The following is a 3,972-nucleotide window of genomic DNA, read 5'->3' as shown; positions in this document are numbered from 1 at the left end:
CGTATGGGAGGAGTCCGTATTCTAGGAGGAGTAGGTGGGGTTTTTTGAGTCTTGTGGCTGTTTCGGCTAGGAGGGTTCTTATCGTGGTTGCCCTGTCTTGTATCTGGTAGTAGCTGATGTCGAGGTCCCCCGCGGCGCCAGTGACGGGGTCGCTGTTGTATATGTACAGCTTGTCTACGCCCCACTCGTAGGCTATTAGTGGGTAGGCGGTGGACGCGGCGCGGGCGACCGCCGTTGCGAGGAGGTTGAGGCCGTGTGTGGTGTCGAGGAGCACCGCGTGGATTTTTCGGGTTTTTAGAGTTTTTGTAATTTGGCGGAGTGTGTAGACCACGGAGGCGGTGATGCATTCGAGGAGGTGGCCGGGGTCGTCGTGTTCTCTGTAGATGGCTGTTTTGAAGGCGCCGACGAGGGGGACCACGGCGAGGTGGAGGTGGCCCCTCCACCGCCTCTCTCCGTCTGTGAGCGCCGCGGGTTTGGTGTGTATGCATGGCAGGCGGTTGCCGGCGCACTGGGCCTCGCCTATCGGCGGCGCGGGGCCCGCGTCCTCGCCGAGGGAGACCGCGGCTACGCCGCCTGGCGCTCCCTCGACGGCTCTCCTGGACTCATCGACGATTTTTCTGGCCAGCTCCTCTGTGTATGTCCCCAGGTCTGGCTTGTTTTCTACCCACTTCAGCTCCTCGTCTAGGGTGGGCGGTGCGAAGAGGACTATGTGGAACTCGGCGTCTGGCCTGGGGATGAGGTGGGCGTAGGTGACGGCTAGGTGGCCGAATTTTGTGTAGATTCTGGTGGCGGTTCTAGAGGAGCCCGCGGCCTCGGCAGGCGGGGTGTATACTCTGTAGACGACGGGTCTGTACTGTGTGAAGGCGCCGAGGAGGGCGAAGGTGACTACCGCTCCGCGGGGGCCCGGGGCCGCCTTGGCCGGGGGGTCCATGGCGTCACTGGCTCGGGCATTTAAAGAGCTTGAAGCAGTGGGCTACGTCTACGCCTTCGTTTATGCATCTGCAGTTGGGCGGGTCGTGGTCTGCGCAGATGCCCTGCCTAAACTCTCCGCAACAGCACTTCGCCATGAGGAGCCAGTCTCCGCTTTCGCATTGACACGGCGCGGCGTAGACCTCGTGCTCCTCTGCGCGGCCGCATGTCGGCACGTGGTTTCGGCAGATGCATGTATAACTGCAAGACGCCTCTTTGATATAGAGGGGGCCGGTGGTCGACTGCGGGAGCTGTGCCTGGCGGAGGCAGTTGGCGGCGTGTGCGACGTATCTGTCGCCGTCTCCGTGGTCTGTGGCTAGGATTATTTCGCCTATGTCGAAGCCTCTCTCGTAGTAAATCTTTATGAGTTCTGGCGCCACCGCGGCGCAGTCTGCGGTGGAGAGGCCGACTGCGTCTATTACTAGCCTTCTAGCCATGGCGCAACGGGTGGCCGGGGCCTCTCTGTCCTTGTTCTTTTGCGCTTCTTTTGACGAAGACGTCGTAGGCGCCGGGGTGGGTGAGGCCGGGGATTGGCTTTTTCCCGTCCCACTTCTCTTTTTCGCTGTATATCTTGTCTTGGGTGCGGCGCAGTATGTAGACGTTTGTGTGTTCTCCGTAGGCTCCGAGGACGAAGTCGAGGCTGTGTGTGGAGTACACGGCGCGGAACCCGAGGCCCTGCTCCTCAGCCCTCTCGGCGAGGCGCTGGGCGAGGCGGCCGAGGAAGTGGGCGAGGGTGGGGTGGGCGTGGGCCTCGGGCTCTTCGACGAGTAGGTAGACGTCGTCGTGTCTCGACGCGGCGTAGGCGTAGATGGTGTACATCGCCACTAAGGCCGGTGAGAAGACTGTGGAGAGTGTGAGGAGGCTTCTACCCTCGGCGCCGGTTTTGAGATCCGTCCAGGTGAGGCCTTTTTCGCTGGCTGATATCCGTAGGGGGAAGAAGTCGTCGAAGAGCTGGTAGCTCCTGGCCACTTCTCCGTATTCCTCCCTCAGCTGGTCTAGAACTCTATAGGCGTCTACTACAAGGATGTCGTCTGCGAGCTTCTTTGCCGATACGCCCAGTGCGGCGTCTGCTTTGATGGAGTCTTCTATTTTTTCGAGGTTTTCCACCAGCTCGCCTGCGTTGACGGGGGCCTCTCCCCATTTTTCAAGTCTTCGAAGATCTGTTTTGATTCTTGAGAATTCTTCAGTAATGTATTCATAGAGCTGGATTGATGTGCGGTACGCGTCGACGTAGATGGCTACGTCGATTTTTCGGTCGACTTGGCAGTTTAGGTCGCCCAGCATGTGTTTTATGTCTTCTTGGGCGATTCTGCCGATGGCTTTCTTGGCGTGGGTGTATATGCATTTGAGTACGAGGGACTTGCCGGTTAGGTTGGGGCCTGTGAGTATTGTAATTCTCTTGTCTAGGGGGGTGTCTATATCTACTTCTATCTGCTTCTGGCCGTATTTAATAACACCTCTTATGGATACCACTGGGTGGGTTTCACGTGTTTATTAAAGCATATGTCGCTGAAACCTTTAAATTTTACAGTTTTCGGTTGGTTATGAGTGTTAGGTCGTTCTTCTACAATAGGGTGTATGTCCCCTTTAGGGATGACAGGGTTGAGGATGGTATTAGCGGCGCCGCTTCTTACAGAACTGCGCAGACCGCGCATGGCTTTAGGCGTGTGTACGACGGCATTGTTAGGGTGCTTGACGGGATTGTGTCGTCTGGGAGGGAGCTGGGGGAGCGGGTTGATTTGAGGAATAGGTACCGGGTTCAGCTGGCTAGGCTGGACATCACGGTGCAGTACCAGGCGGCGAGGGGGATTTTGGACAGGGACCTCGCCGAGGGTATTAAGGCGGCTTTGAGGGAGGTTTCCACGGCGTTGCAGAGGGGGGAGGTGGAGAAGGCTGTTAGGGCGGCTGAGTCGCTGAGGCTCGCCCTGGACGCCGTGCTTGCGTATCAGATTGTGGGCGGGAGGAGGCGGGAGGAGGAAGAGGAGTGGCTATGAGCTCGCCTGCGCCTAGTCTCAAGCTGGGCTTTGTTGTCGAGCTGGAGTTTACGTTGGATGCGTACGGGCTGTTGATTAGAAGCGGCAGGGCTAAGGAGGTGCTCGGCTTGGCTGACATCATGCCGGTGGCTGTTGAGTATCCTTATGAGGTGGGGGGGCGGCGGCACTACCTGACGGTGCCGTATATCCCGGGGAGTTCTTTAAAGGGGCGGGCGAGGTCGCTTTTGGAGACGGCGCTGGGGTTGCCGCTGTTTACCACGGACGGGAAGATCTATCTGCACACTAGGATCGTTCAGCTCGATATAAGGGATGAGGAGCCTTACTGCCCGGTGGATGCCGTGTTCGGCACGCCAGCGATTCCGCCGAATATTGTGGCTGATGAGAGGAGGTTTGTGGTGGAGTGCTGGGCCCCGACTAGGGCGGTGTTTAGAGACTTGTTCCCGAGTAGGCGGTATGTGGAGGGGCTTTGCAGGTCTAGGGGGGGCTGTGAGGGTGTGCAACTGGCCGACTTTTTGGAGGAGAAGTGGGAGAATAGGATTGACCGTGTTACCAGCACCGCGGATCCGAGGAACGTGATGAGGCTTAGGCAGGGGGTGGAGTTTGAGGGGGGCATCTCGTTCCTTATCTACGATGTAGACGTCTGCAGGAAGGAGGTGTGCGACGCTCATTCGAAGATTATAGGCGAGATAAAGGAGAAGTATAGAGGGCTACCCGCCCTCTACTACGTGAACAAGCTTATCGACGCTCTTGAGCTTGTGGAGAGGACTTATCTCGGGGCCTCTGGGACGAGGGGTTATGGCAGGGTGAAGTTTAGGGATCTCAAGGCTGTTATGTACGACGTAAGAGGCGAGCCTCAGTGGGATCCCAAGGAGGGGAGTGTTGGGAGTTTGGAGGAGTTGAGGAAGTTTCTAAACGAGAAGCTCGCGGCGGTTCTCGGGGATTGGGCGCGCCGCTCTTGTAGGTGATGAGGGTTGGCTATGTGGTTTTGAGGTTTTTGGGGGGTTTCCAT

The 3,972-nt window shown here is 58.0% G+C and carries 5 protein-coding genes; 2 read left to right on the top strand and 3 right to left on the bottom strand.

Annotation, left to right across the window (positions count from 1 at the left end; all coding sequences use genetic code 11):
- The 3 genes from ACP5J3_RS11770 to ACP5J3_RS11760 form a co-directional block, all read right to left on the bottom strand.
- Positions 1–931: hypothetical protein (locus ACP5J3_RS11770; RefSeq protein ID WP_428495865.1), on the bottom strand; the 931-nt coding region annotated here is incomplete at its 3' end.
- 4 nt (positions 932–935) lie between these two features.
- Positions 936–1,406, bottom strand: a complete 471-nt coding sequence (locus ACP5J3_RS11765) for a hypothetical protein (protein WP_428495864.1) — start codon at positions 1,404–1,406, stop codon at positions 936–938.
- Complete coding sequence (locus tag ACP5J3_RS11760) at positions 1,399–2,442, bottom strand: hypothetical protein (RefSeq protein WP_428495863.1); 1,044 nt, start codon at positions 2,440–2,442, stop codon at positions 1,399–1,401. The genes ACP5J3_RS11765 and ACP5J3_RS11760 overlap by 8 nt, the downstream gene beginning before the upstream one ends.
- Positions 2,443–2,513: 71 nt before the next feature.
- Here ACP5J3_RS11760 and ACP5J3_RS11755 point away from each other — a divergent pair, with 71 nt between their 5' ends.
- Positions 2,514–2,963, top strand: a complete 450-nt coding sequence (locus ACP5J3_RS11755; RefSeq protein ID WP_428495862.1) for a hypothetical protein — start codon at positions 2,514–2,516, stop codon at positions 2,961–2,963.
- Complete coding sequence (gene csm3 / locus ACP5J3_RS11750) at positions 2,960–3,928, top strand: type III-A CRISPR-associated RAMP protein Csm3 (RefSeq protein ID WP_428495861.1); 969 nt, start codon at positions 2,960–2,962, stop codon at positions 3,926–3,928. Before ACP5J3_RS11755 ends, csm3 begins: the two co-directional genes overlap by 4 nt.
- Positions 3,929–3,972: the final 44 nt, after the last annotated feature.

It is taken from the genome of Pyrobaculum sp. (assembly GCF_049971835.1).
Taxonomy (GTDB): domain Archaea; phylum Thermoproteota; class Thermoprotei; order Thermoproteales; family Thermoproteaceae; genus Pyrobaculum.
Note: the sequence above shows the minus strand (reverse complement) of the source record. Positions and strands in the feature narration are given on the sequence as shown.